Here is a 20,553-nt window from a genome sequence, read left to right on the forward strand (position 1 = left end):
TGACCTAAAATAAAATGAAAAATCTTTAGGGAAAATTTGAAATCTATTGTAAAAAGTTAATAAATTAATTAAAATAAGTATGGTCCAACATAAAATGTGGATTATTGCAGGGTTTATATTTTTAAAACTAAATTTCAGAATTTTTGATTTAATAAAATTACTTATTAACTACAAATTTACTTTTTTTATGGAAGTACTTGATTGATAATTATGAATGTTTTTAAAACCTCTTATTCAACACTTAATTCCTTATTGAAAAATATTTAGATAAATAGTTTAATTAAAATTAATCTATTATTGTCATGTTTCGAAAATGAAATTAAGGAGTTAGATAAGTATAATTATCTAACTCCTTTTTAAAACAACTTAATAAAACAACAATTAAACTCAAAATTATTAATCTTCATCATTACTTTCTTCAAGTGGACGATATTCCCAATTATCATCAAAATAATAACTTCCACTTCTTCCCATTGCTACAAAAGCTCTATCGGAAAAACTAAATGAAATAGCATCCTGTCTTGCACTTCCTTCAAAATTAGGTTCTTCATCCCAAGTGTCCGTTGACGGATTATACACCCATAAATTAGTTGAAACCCCTGATGATTCTCCTGTAGTTAAATAAGCCAATCCATTTATTGTAAATGAAACTCCGCTTGAAAGTAATACTGAAAAGTCTGAATCTTCATCATCTAAATCTGTTAATCGAGTCCAAACTTTAGTATCACCATCAAATACATAAAAATCATTTTCATAAGCTCCATTTCTTAATCCTGTTCCTAAATATGCTTTATCATCTAAAACAAAAACAACTGCATCTTTTCTTTTGTTTCCTCCAAAACCAACAGATTGAGACCAAGTGTTTGAAATATCATCATATTCATAAAAATCTTTTAATTCACTTCCATCGTAGCCAGTTCCTATATAGCCTTTATTACCAACAGAAAACCCAACTGCACCATACCTTTCTGTACCTAAAAAATCAGCTTTTTGTGTCCAAGTATCAGTTCCTGGATCGTACATCCAAAAATCTTTTAACTTATTACTTCCATCGTATCCAGTTCCTAAATAACCTTTACCATTCAATTCAAAACCTACTGCTCCACTTCTTGCTACACCAGGAAAGTTCGCTTTTTTAACCCAATAATCACCCTCTTTATTATATTCCCAAAGGTCACTTAAATAATCATCACCATCATAACCGGCCACTAAATATCCTTTATCACCTATTACAAATGATACCGAATTACCTCTTGCATCACCATCAAATGAAGAGCTTTCAACCCAATTTCCATATTCCACATCATCGTCACTTGATGAACACCCTACGCTTATTAAGACTAAAAGTAGTGCGATACTTTTTAAATTCATTCTTTTTAAATTCATAATTTTTCGTTTTTATTTCCCTTTTTTAATAAATCAAACTTTAAGTTAACACCCACATATACACTGTTCTTAGTTTCAATATTGTGAACACTATTTTTATTTTCATCTAACAAATTATAATCTGAAGATAATTGATAGCCTACATCAAATGCTACCTTCCAATAATTATCAATTGTATGTAAATAATTAATCCCTGTAACAAAGGATTGGTATTTTGCTTTTTCTGCTATTTTTGAATTATCCAAGAGTAAGTTTTTACTGATGTTTGAATAAAATCCTTTTGGTTTTACATGTAGATTTAGCTTGTTTCTATCATTAATTTTAAAATTAACTTTGGTAATAGGAAAACCTAAATCATAAGAAAACCTATCGTTAATTTCTCTACTATAATTTAGGAACGGGATTGGACCATCAAATCCCATAGCTGTATTGTATATTAATCCAAACTTCAACTTACTTTCCCTATTGAATTTTGTAAAAATTAAACCTCCATTGAAAGCAACATCATCCATGGTTAAACTTGACTCAAAGTTTGAAGAAATTATTGGAGATGCAACAATAACATATGCCCAATTACTATTTAATTTTTGCATATAGCTTAAACTATAATTTATAGTTTTAAAAGTCTCAATACTTGAAGAATTCATTAAATTATTTGAATCATAATCTAGATCATACTGTGAATATGAAAGCCCATTAATTAATACACCTTTATAAAATTGAGTAGGAAAATTTATATTTATTGATGATCTGCTTATTCCAACAGCATCATCTTTTTTTCCAAATGAACCAAACTCAACATTTAGCATTTCAGTATGTTGTGAAAAACTATTTATTGAAAAAAGTATAAAAACAGCTATTACTATTCTTTTTGACATATTTAAATTCATAATTATGGCTCAAAAATATTTAGTAATACTGAGTAACAAACCCTAAAATAGACTAATTAGCCTTTTTTATCTACTTAAACACCTTTTACATCTACAAAACGTAAAACACATTGATTTTGAGGTGTTTAACATTTTTTTAACTCTTTAATCGATACAATATTGCTGTTCATATATTTTAGTATGCAGAAACTAATGTGATAAAATACCTTTACCAAAAAAATATAATAATGAGAAACTGTTTTATTCTACTCTTCTTAACTTTTACAGTATTTATTTCATGTAATGATGAGTCTTCAACGTACACCGTTGGTGAAGATTTTTTAGATATTGACACTAAAGTTAGTGTGACAGATACTCTTTCAATAATAACATCGACAATACTTTTAGACTCTGTATCAACTACAAACTCAAGCAGGTCCTTAATTGGAGCTTTACAAGATGAAGACTTTGGCAACTTAACAAGTCAACCATTTTTTAATCTTTTAACATCTGACTACAATATTAATACTGATGCCATTTATGATTCTATAGGTGTAATTTTATATTACGATAGGTATTATTATGGAGATACAACTAAAATACAAACCTATAAAGTACACGAAATTATTGAAAATTTTGAACCTTCTGGTGATGATGATACTTTTTACAACACTTCTTCATTAAAATACAGCGATGAAATTTTAGGGGAATTATCATTTACACCTTTTCCTAATAAAAAAGATTCAATTTATATACCTATTAAAAATAGCTTTGGAGAGATCCTCTTTAACAAACTTAAAAATAACGAAGTCAATAATTCTGATGATTTATATCAAATTTTTAAAGGTTTAACAATTGCTTCTGATACGAACAGCAATGCCACTTTAGGTTTTAGTAAATCTTCAATTGTTATGAGAATGTATTACACTATAGAAGATGGAGATAGTGAAGATAATAGTTATTATAACGATTACACCATACAAAGTTATACTCGAAATTTTAATAAAATTACTAGTAATAGAGCCTCTACTTCTTTAAGTTCACTTGTAACTTATGAAGATTACATTAAATCTACAAGCACCAATAATTTAGCTTATATACAATCTGGATCTGCTTTAAATATGCGTGTAGACATTCCTCATATTAAAAATTTAAATTCACTCGAGCAAAATGGGACAACAATTAATGCTTCTTTAAAATTTTACCCAGATATTAAAAGTTATGAATCCAATTCTATTGGAGCAGATTCACTTGCAGTTTATATTATAGATAATAAAAATAGACTTGTTCAACAACTAGTTGGAGTTGATGGAAGTACTGTATACGCGAAATACAACACACAAAATGATGAATTTAATTCAAAAAGTTACTACTCCGCAGATATCACCTATTTTATTGAACAAGTTCAAACAAGTTCCTATAATTTAAATTATTCGTTGCTCTTTCAGTTTCCAAACAATAATAGTAGCGTAAACAAAATTAGAATTTATGATTCAGTTAATTCTGAAAACAAAATGAAACTCTCTCTAACTTATCTACTTTATTAATACGTAATACAATTTTATGAGAAAAATATTTTCTTTTGCAATATGCTTCTGTGCTTTTCATTATTCAATGAATGCTCAAAGTGATTTTAGTTCACCCTATTCTTTATATGGTTTAGGACAAGAAAATTCAAATTATTTTGGTGGTTTTTCCGCATTAGGTAATACCGGTATTGCTAGCAGAAATCTGTTTACAATTAACAAATCTAATCCGGCTTCATTAACTTCAATAGCTTCAGGTGCCTTTTTATATGAATTAGGAATAAATACTACCTATTCAAATAAAAAAACAAGTACTACATCCCAAGATAATTTCGACTTTAATATTTCTCATTTGGCAATGGCTTTTGAAGTAAAAGATTATTGGAAAATGAGTTTAGGATTGGTACCCTACTCAAAAGTAAGTTATGAAATTGACGTAAATCAGCCAATTGAAGGAACTTCACAATTTTTCAACACTAATGTTATTGGTTCGGGTGGTATAAATGAAGTATTTTGGGGAAATGGATTAAAGCTTACTAAAAACCTATCCGTTGGAGTTGAGCTATCAACTTTATTCGGGAACATTAGTAAAGAACAACTAATTAATTTTGGAGATGGATCTGCAACTATTACAAATACAAGTAACTATATTGGATTTGGTTTAAATGCCGGAATACAATATACCGTTAATAAACTAATTGGAACAGAAACAACAATTGGAGCTACTATTAATTTACCTACTTCTTTAAATGGAACAACAGACGAGGTAGGAACTAAATCTTTTACTGGCTCAGATGAAATTTCTATCATCAACGATATTGATACTAAAATTGACAATTTCGATTTACCTTTAAAAATAGGTATTGGAATAACTTCAAAAATTAATAAAAATTTAACCGTAAATTTAGATTATAAAAATATTTATTGGACAGATACTTATAAATCTAATAATACTTATATTTATAAGGATCAAGAAATTTATGGTTTTGGTTTAGAATACCAATCTGTTAAAAACATATCTAGCTTTTGGAACAGAGTAAAATATAGAGCTGGAGCGAATTACAACTCTGGGTATTTAATTTTATCTAAACAAAATATTGATAATTACTCATTTTCTTTAGGATTAGGAATCCCTGTTTCTAAAAGTGAATTTTCTTCTATGGTTAATATAAATTACTCTTATGGAAAAGAAGGAACTATTAACAATAAACTCATTCAAGACAATTTCCATAAACTATCATTAAATTTTAGTTTACTCGGAAATTGGTTCCAAAAAGAAAAAATATTCTAAGTAGTAGTTAATTAATTTTAACTTTCTTCTCTCAAATTATTTTAGTGGAATTCATTAAATTAAAAGTTAGGCATTATTCCGTTTTAATTAATCATTTTTTGACTTATTATGTTATCTAAAGAACATAGTATTATTAATTAAATTGTAATTTTGTTTCTGCTTACAAATCAGAAACATTATGGAAGATATGATATTCTATGATAGATTGCAATTTGCATTTACTATCACTTTTCACTATATATTTCCCCAGTTAACAATGGGACTTTCTTTAATAATTGTTTATTATAAGTGGCAATTTTTAAAAACTAACATTGAAAAATACAATAATGCTGCAAAATTTTTTATGAAAATATTTGCTGTTAATTTTACAATGGGAGTTGTTACAGGAATCCCTATGGAGTTTCAATTTGGGACTAATTGGGCCAAATTTTCTGAACTTACCGGAGGTATTATAGGTCAAACCTTGGCTATGGAAGGACTGTTTTCGTTCTTTTTAGAATCTTCATTCTTAGCCTTATTTATTTTTGGTGAAAAACTAATGGGACAAAAACTACATTTTTTAACAGGTTTTTTAGTCTTTTTAGGTTCTTGGGCTAGTGGATATTTAATTTTAGCAACCAATGCTTGGATGCAACACCCAGTAGGTTATGAGATTTTAGATAATGGTAAATTTGTACTAGAAAATTTTTCAGCGCTATTTAGTAATCCTTGGTTATTACCCGCTTTCTTACATAATCAACTTGCATCTCTTGTAACATCATCATTTGTAGTTGCAAGTATTGGTGCTTTTTATGTTTTAAGAAATAAAAACACAGAATACGGTAAATTATTTTTAAAAACAGGTGTAACCTTCGGTTTAGTTTCAAGTTTACTACTTGCTTTTCCAACAGGAGATATGAACGCTAAGAATGTAGCAAAATATCAACCTGCCTCATTTGCTGCAATGGAAGGAATTTTTGAAACAGAAGAAGCAGGTGCTGAAATTGTGCTTATTGGGCAACCTGATATGGTGCGAAAAAAATTAGACAATAAAATTGCTGTGCCAAATATCCTAAGTTTTTTAACGTATCAAGATTGGAACAAGCAAATTCCAGGAATGGATCAATTTAAAGATGAAGAATTACCAACTAATATTCCTGCACTGTATTATTCGTATCATATTATGGTTGGTTTAGGAACTATTTTTATAGCTATAATGGGTTTAGCCGTTTTCTTTTTATGGAGAAAAAAACTATATTCTTTCAAACCCTTACTCTGGTCAATAATGTTCTTAGTTCCTTTCCCATATATAGCAAATATTACAGGCTGGTATACTGCCGAATTAGGAAGACAACCTTATTTAGTTTATGGGTTATTAAAAACAAGTGAAGGTGTGTCTCCAAATGTATCATCAGGAAATACTTTATTTACATTACTAGGTTTTGTTGCCTTGTATATGCTACTTGGCTTGTTATTTTTAGTACTTGTAGGAAAAACAATTCATCAAGGACCAACACCACAAAAACATTAAATTATGGAAGTATTTTGGTATATTATAATTTCAGTTGTTTTCGCTATCTTTTTTATTTTAGATGGTTATAATTTCGGAACAGGTATCATACATTTATTTTTAGCTAAAACAGAAAAAGACAAAGAGGTTATTACAAAATCAGCAGGTTTATTTTGGGATTTTAATGAAGTATGGCTTGTTGCTGGCGGAGGATTACTTTTTATGGCATTTCCAACATTTTACGCTTCCGTTTTTAGTGGATTTTACTTACCACTAATCATAGTTTTATGGTTAATTATTTTTAGAGCTATTGGTTTAGAATTTAGAAGTCAGTTTAATTTTCAAATGTGGAAAGATATTTGGGATAAATCCTTTGGTGTTTCTAGCTTGTTATTAGCATTATTTTTTGGAATTGCTTTAGGAAATGTTGTTAGAGGCGTAAATTTAGGTGCAATTGAAAATGGTGTTGCAGCTTTTGAGGGGCATTATTTTTTCTTACCATTATGGGATAGTAGTTTTAGTCCGTTAAGCGAAACTCCTGGTGTAATTGATTGGTTTACTATTATTATTGGGTTAATTTCAGTAGTAACTTTAGAAATACATGGAGCAAATTGGATAATCTTAAAAACCAATTCATCTATAAACAATCAACTAAAATCTGTAATTTTTAAACTAACCATCTTGCTATTCGCTTTAACAGTAATTTCATTACTTGTTTGGCAAATAGTGAATCCAAATTCTTTAGATAATTTTATTGACAAACCTTATTTAATAGTATTTCCAGTTATTTACTTTACAGGATTATTTGGACTGTTTTTCATTAAAAAAATCAAAAAAGACATTCATTGTTTTATACTATCTACCCTAGTGATACTTGGCGGTATAACTTCTTCTTTAGCTTCTTTATTTCCAGTAATTTTACCTTCAACTCATAACCAAAATGAATCTTTAACAATATACAATACGGCTGCACCTGAATATGGCTTATCTGTTGCTTTAGGTTGGGGAATTATTGGTCTTATTCTTGTTGCTGTATATTTAATTACTCAAAATAAATTAATGAGTGGAAAAGTAGATAAGATGGATTACGGGCATTAAAATGTTAGGTTCTTATGACACACACTTTAATTTCATTAATTAGCATTATTGTTGGAATAATTGGTGCTAATATAGCTGGAATAATTCTTAAAAAATATACTTTAGGCATTACGGGGAATACAATTGCAGGTGTATTTGGAAGCATTTTATTAATTAAATCTTTTGGGAGATTAGGCTTTAACCCAAATGCAATTATGAATTTAGGAAGTATTAATTTCAACTTATTATCAATTAATATTTTAGTTTCATTTTTAGGAGGTGCTATTGCTGTAATTTTAATTCAGAAATTAAAAGCTAAAATGAATAAAGAATAAAAAAGCATAAATACAATTTTAACTAAAAGAATACTTATAAAAAAATTAGAGTTAATTTGATATTTTAGCTTCCCGATTATAATATCCCAATATGAAACCCAAAACAACCGACCAAATAGCAGCTAAACCAATTTGATATGGTTTATCTAACATAAACGTAATTGTATGGGCAGGAATCCAAAACCATACTAAGGAAAGCATTCCTTTATCAATGTTTTTCCAATTATTTTGTTTCGCAATTAAATTATCTAAAAAGCGGTGAAAAATAACTAAGAACAATCCATATTGTAAATTCATTGTTACAGATATCGAAAATGCTCTTCCAAACTTACCAAGTTCTGGTAATAAATTGTGAGAAACTAAACCATCTACAAATCCCTGAAAACCAACAAATGCATATTTAATAGTAACCGCAATAATTGCCCATTCCAACATTTTTAAAATGACAATGGAAACATTATAAGGTTTATATATTTTGCCTTGTTGCATCCATTTTGAAAAAATATCACCTAAAGTTCCAAGTACTGCAAATTGAATCATAGCACTAAATATTGGATACTCTTTAACTAATTCAACATATGTATTCATTTCTTGTTTAAAGTTTCATTAACAAGTTGCGAAGTTAAATGGTTATGTTTAAATCAAAGATGACTTTAATCAACTTTAATTTAAATTTAAAAAAGTGTATCTAAACAAGAATATTACCAACCTCCGCTAGCACCACCTCCACCGAAGCCGCCGCCGCCGCCAAAACCACCGAAGCCACCACTACTTGATCCTCCTCCAAAGCCGCCGCTTCCAAAACCACCACTAGAACGTCCGGCTCCACTTAAAAGAATTGCTGTTAAAATATCTACTGTATTATCTTTTCTATTCCCTCTATTGTTTCCTCCTCCTCTATTCTTTTTTGAAAAAACTATGATAAGGAAAAATATGATGATAATAATTAATAGAATTGGAAAACCACCTTCACTATTTCCTTTACTTGGTTCTCCCTTATATTCTCCTCTTAAAATATCAATTATTACATCGGTTCCTTTATCGAGACCTGCATAATAATCTCCTTTCTTAAATTCTGGTAAAATGATATTTTCTATAATTCTTTTTGATAAAGCATCTGTTAACAAATGTTCTACTCCATAACCTGTTTGAATTGCTATTTTTCGATCATCTTTTGCTAACAATATAACAACTCCATTGTCTTTTCCTTTTTGACCAATTTCCCATTTATGACCAAGCTCAGTTGCGTAAAGATTTATGTTTTCGCCAAATGTTGAAGGCATTATTATTAGAAATAATTCCGTAGAAGTAGAATCACTATAGCGAATTAATTTTGTTTCTAAGGCTGATTTTTCACTTGCACTTAATGTATTTGTACTATCTATTAACGCAGGTATAAAGCTAGGTTTGTTTGGTATATTTTGTGAAAATACATTGCTCGTTATCAATAAAAACAACAATAATATATTTAAAAAATTTAATCTATCCTTTAGAAATTTCATCCGATAATTCGTTTGTGTCGTTTGATTGGTAAGGGAAAAAATATTTCAATTTTTCTCCAACTTTAATAATGGTTTGTTCAATTCCTTTTTCAAATTCACCTTTAGCAAAATGAGAGAGTACAAATTCTTTTTCTGTTTCCCAAAAATCTTTAGGCACTTTATTGTTGATGCCTTCATCACCTAAAATAACAAATTTTCTACTTTCAACAGCGATGTAAAGCAATATACCATTTCTTAACTTTGTAGTATCCATTTTTAAGAAATGAAAAACCTCCAAAGCTCTTTCCATTGGAGGTTTTTCTGTACTTTTTTCTATATGAACTCTTATCTCTCCTGAAGTATTTTTTTCAGCAGTTTTTATAGCCTCAATAATTCGTTGTTCTTGAGAAGCTGTTAAAAAATCTTCAATTTTCGACATAGACTTTATTAAAATTCAACTTTTGGAGCTGCATCACTACCTGCTGCTGCTTCAAATCTAGACATCTCTTGGAAATTCCCGATAAAACCATTTAAAATGTTATTTGGAAATTTTTTAATATGCTTAGAAAATGCATTTACAGTAGTGTTAAATCTATTCCTTTCAACATTAATTCTATTTTCTGTTCCTTCTAACTGACTTTGCAATTCTAAAAAGTTTTGATTTGCTTTCAAATCTGGATATCTCTCTACAGTAACCAACAATCTTGATAGTGCTCCACTTAAACCTTCTTGCGCTTTTTGGAAAGCTGCCATTTTTTCTGGAGTAATATTAGTTGGGTCAATTGTTGTTTGAGTAGCTGTTGCACGTGCTTTAATAACACCTTCTAAAGTTTCCTTTTCATGTGCTGCGTATCCTTTTACTGTAGATACCAAATTAGGAATTAAGTCTGCTCTTCTTTGATATGCGCTTTCAACATTTGACCAAGCCGTTTTAGAATCTTGTTCAAGGTCTATCGCTGTATTGTAAAATCCAACACCCATTCTATAAATTGCAAATGCAATTACACCTATAATAATTACTGGAATTAGCCACTTTTTCATTTGTATAGTTTTTAAGTTATTTATAATTCTCTTTTATTAGTTGTTCAATACAAAATTTTGTTACAAAATTTATCAATCAATCTGGGTTTTAATTTTAATCAGCTCTTCCTTTATAGCCTCTAAACGCGTGATAATTTCATGATTATTTTTTACACTTTTAGGACTTTCTTTCATTTTCCCTTTTGCCCCTTCTAATGTAAAGCCTTTTTCTTTAACTAAATGATAAATAAGTTTTAAATTCTTAAGGTCTTCTTGTGTAAATAATCTATTCCCTTTATTGTTTTTTTTAGGCTTTAAAATATCAAATTCTTTTTCCCAAAAGCGTATATGTGAAGTATTTAACCCAAAGGCTTTTGCAACTTCACCAATTTTGTAGTATCTTTTTTCTGGTAAATCTATAAACATTAATCCAATGATTGCCCTTCTATTTGAGCTGCTTTTTGCATCGCCTCAAATTCTTCAGGAGTTAAGTTTCCGTAGTAAAAATCGATAGGATTTATTTTTGTTCCATTTTTTGAAATTTCATAATGTAAATGAGGTGCTTGTGAGCGTCCTGTATTTCCAACAAAACCAATTAAATCACCCCTTTTAACTTTTTGTCCTTTTCTAACATTGTATTTACTCATATGAGCATACAATGAAACAAACCCAAAACCATGATTAATTCTTATATGCTTACCATAACCAGATGCATTTTGATCTGCTCTTTCAACAACTCCATCACCAGATGCATAAATTGGAGTACCTGTAGGTGCTGTAAAATCCATTCCCCAATGTTTTTTTCTTGCTTTGGTAAAAGGATCTGATCTCCATCCATAACCTGAAGCCATTCTAGTTAAATCTTCATTTTTAACCGGTTGAATTGCCGGCATAGCTGCAAGCAAATCTTCTTTATTCTCTGCCAATTTTACAATTTCATCTAATGATTTAGACTGAATATATAATTGCTTAGATAAAATATCCATATTTTTAGTAACATCAATAACCATTTTAGAGTTATCAAAACCTTCTAATGCTTTATATCTGTTTAACCCTCCAAACCCTGCTCTACGCTGTTCTTCAGGGATAGGATTCACCTCAAAATATAAGCGATAAATATTATTATCTCTGTCTTGAATTCCTTTTAATATCTTTTCTAATTGAACAATTTTTTTACTGTGTAGCTCTTCATTTAATTTTACAAATTCTAATTGACGCCTAATTTCTTTTTCTTTAGGTGACTCAAAAACAGGTGTCAAGAAAACAAATCCTAAAAGCATAAATATAGAAGCCGCTACAATAGTTAACAAAAACTTTTTAAAAGTATCTCTTTTTTTAACTCGTATCTTTTGATAGGATAATGTATCAGGATCGTAATAATATTTTACTTTCGCCATAAATATAAATTATGTTATTTTTGCATCGTAAAACGCCATAATATTTATTAATATTGTGGTGCATATTTAACAAATTTACAAAATGTTTTATAAAAGTTGTAAAACGTATTTTATTTAGGAAATAATTAACAATTAAAACAGTTAAAATCAATGTTGTTTTAAACCAATATTATAAACTTTAACTAGTACAATTAGACCATACAAAAACTAAGATATTACAAATGAAATCACAACAAATCCGTCAAGAATTTTTAGACTTTTTTGAATCTAAAAAACATAGCATAGTGCCTTCTTCTCCAATGGTGTTAAAGAATGACCCAACATTAATGTTTACAAATGCTGGAATGGTACCTTTTAAAGAATATTTTTTAGGTCAAAAAAATGCTATTGATAAACGTGTGGCAGATACTCAAAAATGTTTACGCGTTTCTGGAAAACATAACGATTTGGAAGAGGTTGGTAAAGATACATACCACCATACCATGTTTGAAATGCTTGGAAACTGGAGTTTTGGTGATTATTTTAAAAAAGAAGCCATTGCATGGGCCTGGGAATTATTGGTTGATGTATTAAAAATTGACAAAGATTGTTTATATGTATCTGTTTTTGAAGGAGCTGAAGAAGATGCCTTAGATTATGATCAAGAAGCTTATGACCTTTGGAAACAATATATTAGTGAAGACCGAATTATTAATGGAAATAAAAAAGATAATTTCTGGGAAATGGGAGCTCAAGGACCTTGTGGACCATGTTCTGAAATTCATGTAGATATCAGATCTGCTGAAGAAAAAGCCAAAGTCTCAGGGAAAAGTTTGGTAAATATGGATCATCCTCAAGTGGTTGAAATTTGGAATCTTGTATTTATGGAATTCAATCGTAAAGCTGATGGTTCATTAGAAAAATTACCTGCTCAACACGTAGATACTGGAATGGGATTTGAACGTTTGTGTATGGTTTTACAAAATAAACAATCTAATTATGATACTGATGTTTTCACACCTTTAATTAGAGAAGTTGAAGCAATTACCAACAATGATTATGGTAAAAATGAAGAAACTGATATTGCCATTCGCGTTATTTCAGATCACGTTCGTGCCGTAGCTTTTGCTATTGCTGATGGACAATTACCTTCAAATACTGGTGCAGGTTATGTAATTAGACGAATTTTAAGAAGAGCTATTCGCTATGGTTTTACTTTTTTAAATGTAAAAGAACCTTTTATTTACAAACTGGTTGCTACATTAACAAAACAAATGGGCGAATATTTCCCTGAGTTAAAATCTCAAAATCAATTAGTTACTAATGTAATTAAAGAAGAAGAACTGTCGTTTTTACGCGCTTTAGATCAAGGTTTAGTATTGTTAGATGGTGTTATTAAAAACACCAAAGGAAGTGAAGTTTCAGGAAAAAAAGCATTCGAATTATATGATACTTATGGGTTTCCTATAGATTTAACAGCTTTAATTCTTTCCGAAAAAGGAATGACCTTAAATGAAGAAGAATTTAAGATTGAATTAGAAAAACAAAAAAACAGATCTAGAGCTGCAGCTGTTGTTGAAACTGATGATTGGGTAGTTTTATATGAGGATGATGATGAAGAATTTATTGGTTATGACACCCTTGAAGCTAATATTAAAATAACGCGTTACAGAAAAGTTTCCTCTATAAAAGATGGTGATTTATACCAATTAGTATTTAACATGACTCCGTTTTATGCAGAAGGTGGTGGACAAGTTGGTGATAAAGGCTATCTTGAAGTGAACAATGGAAATGTTATTTATATTGTTGATACTAAAAAAGAAAATAATTTAATTATTCACTTTGCTAAAAGTTTACCAAAAGACCCAACACAAATTTTTAAAGTTGTAGTTGATGGAAAACAACGTCATAGAACTGCTTGTAACCATACTGCAACACACCTTTTACATCAGGCGTTAAGAGAAATATTAGGAACTCATGTTGAACAAAAAGGTTCATCAGTACATTCAAAAGGTTTACGTTTTGATTTTTCGCATTTTTCTAAATTAACAGTTGATGAATTACGTGATGTTGAAGATTATGTAAATGCACGAATTTCTAGTAAAATTCCATTAGAAGAATTTAGAAATATTCCTATGGAAACAGCAATTGAAAAAGGTGCCATGGCTTTATTTGGTGAAAAATATGGAGATACTGTTCGTGCTATTCAGTTTGGAAGTTCAGTAGAGCTTTGTGGTGGAATTCACGTACAAAACACTAGTGATATTTGGCATTTTAAAATCACTTCAGAATCTGCAATTGCTGCAGGTGTTAGACGTATTGAAGGGATTACCAATGACGCTACTAAAGATTTTTATTTTGAAAACAATAGAACTTTTTATGAGATTAAGGATATTCTAAAAAATCCTGCCAATCCACAAAAGGCTATTGTTGATTTACTAGATGAAAACTCTGCTCTTAAAAAACAAATTGAAACTTTATTAAAAGATAAAGCAAAAAATTTAAAAGGCGATTTAATTCATGAAGTTGAAACCATAAACGGTATTAATTTTTTAGCTAAAAAGATAGATTTAGATCAAAATAGTATTAAAGATTTAGCCTTTGATTTAGGGAATCAACTAGATAATTTGTTTTTATTAGTCGGTTCAGAATCTGACGGAAAAGCTTTTTTAACCTGTTATATTGCTAAAAACTTAGTTGAAGAAAAGCAATTAGATGCTGGAAAAGTAGTTCGTGAACTGGGAAAATTAATTCACGGTGGCGGTGGCGGTCAACCTTATTTTGCAACTGCTGGAGGTAGAAATCCTGAAGGAATTGATAAAGCATTAGAAGAAAGTAAAAGATATATAATTTAAAACATAATTATTATTACAAACTCATCACCCTAAACTTAACTCAGTGTGATGAGTTAAAAATTCAAGTAAAATGAATTTCAGAACCAACATACAACTTCATAAGGAACGTAATCAAATAGATTATAATTCTAAATTGTTGCTAATTGGTTCTTGCTTTTCAGAAAATATTTATCAGAAATTAAACTACTTTAAGTTCAATGCTTTTAGCAATCCGTTTGGTATTTTATTCAACCCAATTGCCATTGAAAGCTTAATTACCAATGCAATTAATCGAAAAGAATACTCAGATAAAGACATTTTTCAATTAAATGAACGTTGGCATTGTTTTGATGCACATTCAGATTTAAGTTCAAGTAATAAAAATGAATTACTTCAAAATTTAAACCGTGAGATTGATGCAACAAATAAACAATTAACTCAGGCTACACACATCATAATTACGTTGGGCACTTCTTGGATGTATCGATTTATTGAAACCGATACTATTGTAGGAAATTGCCATAAAGTACCTCAAAAAAAGTTTTTAAAAGAGCTACTACCTGTTGATGAGATTATTGCTTCTTTAGAAAATTTGAGTACACTTATAAAAGATGTAAACCCAACAATAAATATTATTTTTACGTTAAGTCCTGTAAGGCATTTAAAAGATGGTTTTGTAGAAAACTCGCAAAGTAAATCACATTTATTATCGGCAATTCATCAAGTAATTGATAAAAGAAATCAATTGTATTACTTTCCTTCCTATGAAATTATGTTGGATGATTTACGTGAGTATCGTTTTTATAATAGTGATATGATTCACCCAAATGAAACAGCCATTAATTATATTTGGGAACAGTTTCAGCATGTTTGGATTGATAAAAAAACAGCCTCAATCATGAAAGAGGTTGATCATATTCAAAGAGGATTGGCACACAAACCTTTCAATCCTAATTCTGAACAACATCAACAATTTTTAACTGATTTACAAAAAAAAATAACTTCAATAACTAATAACACCAATATTTCTTTTTAAATAATACGACAAATGCCGTATTGATTTAAGTTTTTATAAATCTGACTTTTGAAGTATTAACTTTAAAATTAGATTAATATGAAAACATTTAAAAAAATTATGGTATTAACTATGACATTGTCATTAGTTTTATTTTCATCATGTTCAAAAAGTGATGATGCAGGAGGAAATGGAAGTGCTTCATCTGGAACTTTAACTGCCAAAGTCGATGGTACATCATACCAATCTATGGAAATTTCATCTTCAGCCACTGTTGCAAATACAGGACCGGGAGAAAATTTAATAATTATTGCATCAAATAGTGATGGAAATGCCTTTGCAATTACAATATTTGGGTATACAGGAACGGGAACTTATGAAATTACTGGAGCAAACATAGCTGTTACAAATGCGGCTTCTTATTCTGAAACAAATGTTAATTTAAGCAATCCTACCGCCTCTACAACAGAAATTTGGCAAGCTCCTTACGACGCAACAAAGATTGGGTCTTTATCAGTTTCAGAAGAAACAGGGTCTACTATTAAAGGAACATTTAACTTTAAATGCAAGAACGTTCTTGGTGACAGTTCAATTAAAAACATTACAGATGGTGCGTTTAATTTAACCAAAAAAACCTCCTAAATTATTGTTATGCTAGTTACCAAATTAAAAATCTTATTTAGGTTACATTTTAAAGTGTAACCTTTTTTCCCAAGAAAAGAGAAAGCTTTCTTCTAATAAGAATATACGACAAATGCCGTATTGATTACCTACACATTTTATTGGATTTTTGATTTAATCATTCTAAACGATTCATTAAAACGAATGCCGAACTAAGATAAATACTCAAATTATGAAAACTAAAACATTCAAATTACAAAAATTACTAATAGTTATTTTTGTAGCTATTGTAACTTCAATTTCTGCACAAAAAGCAGAAACACCTGACAATACCTATAATTTAGGTGCAACTATTAATGAAATGACACTTACCGTTGGTGGCATTTTAGTAGTTGCTACTAATGACGGTTTAGTAGGGATAGACCCAAAACAAAGTGCTCCTGTATTCACATTTAATAACTTCGGAAAACTTAGTCCAGAAGAAACCGAATTTATACCAGCTTCTCCATATATTGTAGTCTCTCAGGGTGTAGGCTCCAAATTCGCAGGAATTGCGAAAACAAAACGAGCCGTTTTAGATTATATAACGGGTAAGGTTATTTTTAATTCTGAAACAGATAACTGGAATCAAATTTATACCTGCAATATTGTGCTGCCACAAAATAAATTAATTGTGAGCGGTATCCAAAAAGAAGGAGATAAGTTTGAAAAAATGACTCCAAAAGTAGCAGTTTACGACTTAGCAACCCAAACACTTGATTACAGTTTCTTTTTAGATAAACCAGGAAGAGTAGGCATCGCAAAAGATTTTAGTGTAACAGGTGTGCCATTACTATTAAAAAGCATGCTAATTATACCAACGGCACAAGGTTTAATAGCTAAATCTCATAAGGGTGATGATTTGTGGGAATGTAAAATAAAAGGAATCAATTGGATGACTTCAGATATTTCAGAAACAGAAATTTACGGTTTCGAAACGACTACGAACGGAAAAAACACACGTATTCATAAAATAAGTAATAAGGGTATAGAACTTTGGAAGGATGATAGAAAAGTGCAAGGAAATGTATCAAACTTTCAAATTTTACCACAAGGTATTGCTGTAGTTAGTGATAAAAGTTCAGGAGGTAGTACGAGTGTATTTGCAACAAAAAACGAATCTGAAATTGCATTCTTAAGCGCGTCAACTGGCGAGGATTTATGGGATAAAGCACCAAAAACAAAAGGTTGGGTACAGCATTTTTATGTACAAGAAGATGGTATTTTATTTGGTATTCAGCAAGGTGGGATCAATAAAATATCGTTTGAAGGGAAAACATTATTTAAAAAACCATTAAAAACAGGAGAGAATATTATGGTTATGGCAGAATCGCCGCAAGGTTTAATCTATATCACCAGTGAAGATGCCAATATTGTAGATTTAAAAACTGGCGATCAAGTTTGGAACAAACCGTTGAAATATAAAAATTCTGCAGCTGTGGCTTCAACATTTGATAGGGCTAAAAACAGGTACCTAATTGCAGCAGATGGCGATGTTTATGCAATAGACGCTCAAACTGGAGATGCAACAGATTTTTCAAAAGTAAAGTTTGATGAAAAAGAAGTGGCCAATACTATGGAAATGCGAAATGGTAATATCTTTTTAAGTGCATCTCAAAACTTGGCGCTTTTAGATAATGAAGGAAAACAAATATATAACGAATACTATAAATCGCCTGGTCAAAGTGGCTTTATTAAAGTGTTATCAGGTGTTATGGCAGTAGCATCCACAGGTTTGTCAATGGCTATGGCCGCTAAAGCAGGAGCAAATAAAACTAATGTTTACGGTGGTTTAAACGATTTAAGCAGTTATAATGAATATGGCAAAGAAGCTGCAAGAGCTTCAAAAATGTTTGCAGAAATTGGTAGTGCTGCTTTTGATGTCATGTCAAAACGTTTTAAAGCCACAGCAGCTACTGAAAACGCACAATTTATATTAACAAAACTAGATGATGGTGTTGGCTTGGTTAAAGTAGATAAAGAGTCGGGGAAAATTGCAAAAGAAATAGTTTTAAAAGATAAAAAACCAGAATACCAAGTTGATGAATTTGGAGGAGTTTTATACTACAAGGCAGATAAAAGCACCTTAAATGCATATGATTTAAACAAATAAGGGTAAAAACCTTGAAAGGCTGTTTCAATTTACCACAAGTTGAAGCAGTCTTTTTTTGTTTATTTGTGAATACCTTTTTAATAAAATATTTATCTTATTGGTTTTTTTGTATTTTAGTTAAAACTAACTATTTATGAAACTAAAACTAACCATCTTATTTTTAATTTTAAGCCTGTCAATTATTGGTGCTCAAAACAAGATAATTGATAGCCTAAAAGCACTGGTTAAAACAGAAATAACCGATTCTTTAAAAATTAAAGCTTACGGAGATTTATGTTGGTATTATAGTGGTATTTCAACAGATTCAGCATTTTATTATGGAAATGTAGCATTGGATTTATCAAAAAAAACCAACAACCTAAATGGAGAAGCACAAGCTTATAACGATTTTGGAATTATCCATTATAAACTTTCAAATTTTGACACTTCAAATACCTTTTATAAAAAAGCATTAGTTATTAGATTAAAAAATAAAGACACTTTAGGATTAGGTAGCCTTTATAACAAAATGGGGATTTCCTATCAACGTATTTTCAAAATGGATTCAGCTATTTATTACAATACAAAAGCTTTAGAAATTTTTGAAAGTTTAAAAAATGGACAATATGTTGCCTTAATAAAAAATAACATTGCAAATATTTATTTTAATCTAAAACAATATCAAAAAGCATTAAATGAACATTTAGATGTAGTTAAAATAAGAGAACAAATCAACGATGAATTTGGACTAGTTCAATCTTATACCAATATTGGAAATTCATATTTATTTTTAAAAGACACCCTAAAAAGCACCCTTAATTATAAAAAAGGTATTGAGATTGCTGAAAAAAATAATTATGAACAAGAATTATCTGCACTGTATAACAACTATGGTGCTATTTTAACTAATCAAAAACAATTTGATGAAGCAATACTCTTTTTTAATAAGTCCTTACAATTGCGAGAAAAATTAAATGACAGTTATGGCATTGCCAGTGTAAGTCAAAATATTGGTGATTTATACTTATCAACCGGAAAAATTAAAGATGCCGAATTAAATCTTAGAAGAGGATTATTATTAGCTAAAAAAACGAATGCTAAGGAATTAGAAATGAAAGGTTATAAAGCGCTCCTTTCATTTTTTGCAGTCAAAAAAAATACCGATAGTATTCTTCACTACCAAAAATTATATTCTATTGCTCAGGACAGCATATTTAATTCAAGAGTTACAAAGGAAATTGCAGAGATTCAAGAAAAATATGACACTGCACAACGTGAAAAAGAAATTTCGCAACAAAAAGAACTTTTATTAAAAAATGAATTAGAAATAAAAAATAAAAATTTATACGCATTGTTACTAAGCTCTGGGCTACTAATTTTTACAATTATTTCATTCGGCTTGTACAAACGTCAGCAGCATAAAAAAAGAGAATATAAAAACCAACTCAAACTAAAAGAAGCCCAAACATACAGTAAATTACAAGATCAACGGTTACACATTTCACGAGATTTACACGACAATATTGGTTCACAACTTACCTTTATAATTTCATCTATTGATAACCTAAAGTTTTCAACGGATGTAACCAATGAAAAGCTTAAAAATAAATTAACTGAAATTAACCAATTTACTGGTGGTACAATTAGCCAATTAAGAGACACTATTTGGGCAATGAACAAAAATGATATTAATTATGATGAATTTCAATCTCGACTATTATCATTTATTGAGAAAGCAAAAAAGGCAACAAATAACATACAATTTAATTTTGAATCTTCTATTTCAAACGAGTTCACTTTCACTTCAATAAAAGGGATTAGTGTATTTAGAATTATACAAGAAGCTATAAATAACGCCATTAAATATGCTGAGGCAACAGAAATTAATATCCTTATTTCTGAAAACTCATCAACCATTGAATTTGAAATAAGTGACAACGGTAAAGGGTTTGATATAAATATTGTTGAACTTGGAAATGGTTTAGAAAATATGCAACAAAGAATTAACGAAGTTGGCGGTACTATTTCAATCAATTCTCAACCAGATCAAGGAACATCTATTAAAATTATTTGTCCTAAAAATAAGACAAATGCCGTATAGT

The 20,553-nt window shown here is 29.6% G+C and carries 18 protein-coding genes; 10 read left to right on the forward strand and 8 right to left on the reverse strand.

Translation table 11 applies throughout. The features are described 5' to 3' along the window. Window positions 1-396: 396 nt before the first annotated feature. Both Q0352_RS09035 and Q0352_RS09040 read right to left on the reverse strand, forming a co-directional pair. Window positions 397-1,386, reverse strand: coding sequence for a kelch repeat-containing protein (locus tag Q0352_RS09035; protein ID WP_299526863.1), 990 nt, complete (start codon window positions 1,384-1,386; stop codon window positions 397-399). Further along, window positions 1,383-2,264, reverse strand: a complete 882-nt coding sequence (locus tag Q0352_RS09040; protein WP_299526865.1) for a DUF6268 family outer membrane beta-barrel protein — start codon at window positions 2,262-2,264, stop codon at window positions 1,383-1,385. The genes Q0352_RS09035 and Q0352_RS09040 overlap by 4 nt, the downstream gene beginning before the upstream one ends. 239 nt (window positions 2,265-2,503) lie before the next feature. On the opposite strand from Q0352_RS09040, the gene Q0352_RS09045 reads away from it, so the two are divergent. The 5 genes from Q0352_RS09045 to Q0352_RS09065 all read left to right on the forward strand — a co-directional run bounded on the left by Q0352_RS09045 (window position 2,504) and on the right by Q0352_RS09065 (window position 7,973). Beyond that, entirely contained in the window at window positions 2,504-3,802 is a 1,299-nt protein-coding gene (locus Q0352_RS09045; RefSeq protein ID WP_299526867.1) for a DUF4270 family protein, read from the forward strand. A 16-nt stretch (window positions 3,803-3,818) separates the two neighbouring features. Further along, window positions 3,819-5,072: a hypothetical protein gene (locus Q0352_RS09050; protein WP_299526870.1), complete on the forward strand. Its 1,254-nt coding sequence runs from the start codon at window positions 3,819-3,821 to the stop codon at window positions 5,070-5,072. A 178-nt stretch (window positions 5,073-5,250) separates the two neighbouring features. Beyond that, on the forward strand, window positions 5,251-6,582 hold the full coding sequence (locus Q0352_RS09055) for a cytochrome ubiquinol oxidase subunit I (protein WP_299526872.1): 1,332 nt from the start codon (window positions 5,251-5,253) through the stop codon (window positions 6,580-6,582). A gap of 3 nt (window positions 6,583-6,585) precedes the next feature. Then, window positions 6,586-7,659 carry a cytochrome d ubiquinol oxidase subunit II gene (gene cydB, locus Q0352_RS09060; protein WP_299526874.1) on the forward strand — a complete coding sequence of 358 codons (1,074 nt, stop codon included), beginning with the start codon at window positions 6,586-6,588 and terminating at the stop codon, window positions 7,657-7,659. 14 nt (window positions 7,660-7,673) lie between these two features. Then, window positions 7,674-7,973 carry a hypothetical protein gene (locus tag Q0352_RS09065; RefSeq protein ID WP_299526876.1) on the forward strand — a complete coding sequence of 100 codons (300 nt, stop codon included), beginning with the start codon at window positions 7,674-7,676 and terminating at the stop codon, window positions 7,971-7,973. Between the two features lie 51 nt (window positions 7,974-8,024). Here the strand turns inward: Q0352_RS09065 and Q0352_RS09070 are convergent, their stop codons facing one another. The 6 genes from Q0352_RS09070 to Q0352_RS09095 form a co-directional block, all read right to left on the reverse strand. Further along, on the reverse strand, window positions 8,025-8,561 hold the full coding sequence (locus tag Q0352_RS09070; protein WP_299526878.1) for a hypothetical protein: 537 nt from the start codon (window positions 8,559-8,561) through the stop codon (window positions 8,025-8,027). A gap of 113 nt (window positions 8,562-8,674) precedes the next feature. Further along, complete coding sequence (locus Q0352_RS09075; protein WP_299526880.1) at window positions 8,675-9,475, reverse strand: YgcG family protein; 801 nt, start codon at window positions 9,473-9,475, stop codon at window positions 8,675-8,677. Next, entirely contained in the window at window positions 9,456-9,893 is a 438-nt protein-coding gene (locus Q0352_RS09080; RefSeq protein ID WP_299526882.1) for a TPM domain-containing protein, read from the reverse strand. The genes Q0352_RS09075 and Q0352_RS09080 overlap by 20 nt, the downstream gene beginning before the upstream one ends. Before the next feature lie 8 nt (window positions 9,894-9,901). After that, window positions 9,902-10,495: a LemA family protein gene (locus tag Q0352_RS09085; RefSeq protein ID WP_299526884.1), complete on the reverse strand. Its 594-nt coding sequence runs from the start codon at window positions 10,493-10,495 to the stop codon at window positions 9,902-9,904. A 72-nt stretch (window positions 10,496-10,567) separates the two neighbouring features. Beyond that, window positions 10,568-10,900 (reverse strand): MerR family transcriptional regulator, encoded by a 333-nt coding sequence (locus Q0352_RS09090; RefSeq protein WP_299526886.1) that lies wholly within the window; start codon window positions 10,898-10,900, stop codon window positions 10,568-10,570. After that, window positions 10,900-11,871 carry a M23 family metallopeptidase gene (locus Q0352_RS09095; RefSeq protein WP_299526888.1) on the reverse strand — a complete coding sequence of 324 codons (972 nt, stop codon included), beginning with the start codon at window positions 11,869-11,871 and terminating at the stop codon, window positions 10,900-10,902. The genes Q0352_RS09090 and Q0352_RS09095 overlap by 1 nt, the downstream gene beginning before the upstream one ends. 221 nt (window positions 11,872-12,092) lie before the next feature. On the opposite strand from Q0352_RS09095, the gene alaS reads away from it, so the two are divergent. From alaS to Q0352_RS09120, 5 genes are all read left to right on the forward strand, one after another. Next, the gene (gene alaS, locus Q0352_RS09100) at window positions 12,093-14,705 is read left to right on the forward strand and encodes an alanine--tRNA ligase (protein ID WP_299526890.1); all 2,613 of its coding nucleotides are present in this window, start codon (window positions 12,093-12,095) and stop codon (window positions 14,703-14,705) included. Between the two features lie 70 nt (window positions 14,706-14,775). Beyond that, window positions 14,776-15,720 (forward strand): GSCFA domain-containing protein, encoded by a 945-nt coding sequence (locus tag Q0352_RS09105; RefSeq protein WP_299526892.1) that lies wholly within the window; start codon window positions 14,776-14,778, stop codon window positions 15,718-15,720. A gap of 78 nt (window positions 15,721-15,798) precedes the next feature. Continuing rightward, the gene (locus Q0352_RS09110; RefSeq protein WP_299526894.1) at window positions 15,799-16,341 is read left to right on the forward strand and encodes a DUF6252 family protein; all 543 of its coding nucleotides are present in this window, start codon (window positions 15,799-15,801) and stop codon (window positions 16,339-16,341) included. 211 nt (window positions 16,342-16,552) lie between these two features. Beyond that, complete coding sequence (locus Q0352_RS09115; protein WP_299526896.1) at window positions 16,553-18,472, forward strand: PQQ-binding-like beta-propeller repeat protein; 1,920 nt, start codon at window positions 16,553-16,555, stop codon at window positions 18,470-18,472. Between the two features lie 133 nt (window positions 18,473-18,605). Continuing rightward, window positions 18,606-20,552 (forward strand): sensor histidine kinase, encoded by a 1,947-nt coding sequence (locus Q0352_RS09120; RefSeq protein ID WP_299526898.1) that lies wholly within the window; start codon window positions 18,606-18,608, stop codon window positions 20,550-20,552. The last annotated feature ends 1 nt before the right edge of the window (window position 20,553 follow it).

It is taken from the genome of uncultured Lutibacter sp. (genome assembly GCF_937891065.1).
GTDB lineage: Bacteria > Bacteroidota > Bacteroidia > Flavobacteriales > Flavobacteriaceae > Lutibacter.

Coding starts and splice junctions, on each gene's coding strand:
- Q0352_RS09045 (WP_299526867.1), top strand. CDS start 2,504: ATGAGAAACTGTTTTATTCTACTCTTCTTAACTTTTACAGTATTTATT.
- Q0352_RS09065 (WP_299526876.1), top strand. CDS start 7,674: ATGACACACACTTTAATTTCATTAATTAGCATTATTGTTGGAATAATT.
- Q0352_RS09110 (WP_299526894.1), top strand. CDS start 15,799: ATGAAAACATTTAAAAAAATTATGGTATTAACTATGACATTGTCATTA.
- Q0352_RS09085 (WP_299526884.1), bottom strand. CDS start 10,495: ATGAAAAAGTGGCTAATTCCAGTAATTATTATAGGTGTAATTGCATTT.
- Q0352_RS09075 (WP_299526880.1), bottom strand. CDS start 9,475: ATGAAATTTCTAAAGGATAGATTAAATTTTTTAAATATATTATTGTTG.
- Q0352_RS09055 (WP_299526872.1), top strand. CDS start 5,251: ATGGAAGATATGATATTCTATGATAGATTGCAATTTGCATTTACTATC.
- alaS (WP_299526890.1), top strand. CDS start 12,093: ATGAAATCACAACAAATCCGTCAAGAATTTTTAGACTTTTTTGAATCT.
- Q0352_RS09040 (WP_299526865.1), bottom strand. CDS start 2,264: ATGTCAAAAAGAATAGTAATAGCTGTTTTTATACTTTTTTCAATAAAT.
- cydB (WP_299526874.1), top strand. CDS start 6,586: ATGGAAGTATTTTGGTATATTATAATTTCAGTTGTTTTCGCTATCTTT.
- Q0352_RS09070 (WP_299526878.1), bottom strand. CDS start 8,561: ATGAATACATATGTTGAATTAGTTAAAGAGTATCCAATATTTAGTGCT.
- Q0352_RS09095 (WP_299526888.1), bottom strand. CDS start 11,871: ATGGCGAAAGTAAAATATTATTACGATCCTGATACATTATCCTATCAA.
- Q0352_RS09050 (WP_299526870.1), top strand. CDS start 3,819: ATGAGAAAAATATTTTCTTTTGCAATATGCTTCTGTGCTTTTCATTAT.
- Q0352_RS09115 (WP_299526896.1), top strand. CDS start 16,553: ATGAAAACTAAAACATTCAAATTACAAAAATTACTAATAGTTATTTTT.
- Q0352_RS09090 (WP_299526886.1), bottom strand. CDS start 10,900: ATGTTTATAGATTTACCAGAAAAAAGATACTACAAAATTGGTGAAGTT.
- Q0352_RS09120 (WP_299526898.1), top strand. CDS start 18,606: ATGAAACTAAAACTAACCATCTTATTTTTAATTTTAAGCCTGTCAATT.
- Q0352_RS09035 (WP_299526863.1), bottom strand. CDS start 1,386: ATGAATTTAAAAAGAATGAATTTAAAAAGTATCGCACTACTTTTAGTC.
- Q0352_RS09080 (WP_299526882.1), bottom strand. CDS start 9,893: ATGTCGAAAATTGAAGATTTTTTAACAGCTTCTCAAGAACAACGAATT.
- Q0352_RS09105 (WP_299526892.1), top strand. CDS start 14,776: ATGAATTTCAGAACCAACATACAACTTCATAAGGAACGTAATCAAATA.